General features: G+C 65.7%; 1 protein-coding gene. It reads left to right on the plus strand.

Annotated elements, in window-relative coordinates; translation table 11 throughout:
* Positions 1-432: hypothetical protein (locus AACY49_RS31300; RefSeq protein ID WP_339528230.1), on the plus strand; the 432-nt coding region annotated here is incomplete at both ends.

Raw genomic sequence — 432 nt, forward strand, 5'->3', positions numbered from 1 at the left:
CTCGGCCTGCGGCACCCAAACAATCCCCCGGGATGGACCGAGGCCGAGGCGGCGCGCGCGCTGACCCTGGCGGCCGAAGGCCATCGCTATCTCGACATCATCGAAAGAATGGTGGCCGAGGGCTTCCCGCGACGCACGAAGGCGGGCTTTGGCCCCCATCTACGCAAGCTTGGCTACGGCCGCGGTTGGGGGCGCCTATGGACACCCGATGAGGACGCACTTCTGTCCCGCGTCTATACCGATGGGACGAGCCGCACTCCGCTGATCGAGCGGCTCGGCCGCAGCACCAGTTCGATCAACTGGCGGGTCGACCATCTCGGACTGCGTGGCACGCACGCAAACCGAAACGGGTTTCGAGGCGGTCCCATCTGGACCGAAGCCGACATCACGACTCTCCGCGATCACTACGGCAAGATGCCGATGACCGATCTC

The organism is Pseudomonas sp. EL_65y_Pfl2_R96 (assembly GCF_963970905.1).
In the GTDB taxonomy this organism is placed as follows: Bacteria; Pseudomonadota; Gammaproteobacteria; order Pseudomonadales; family Pseudomonadaceae; genus Aquipseudomonas.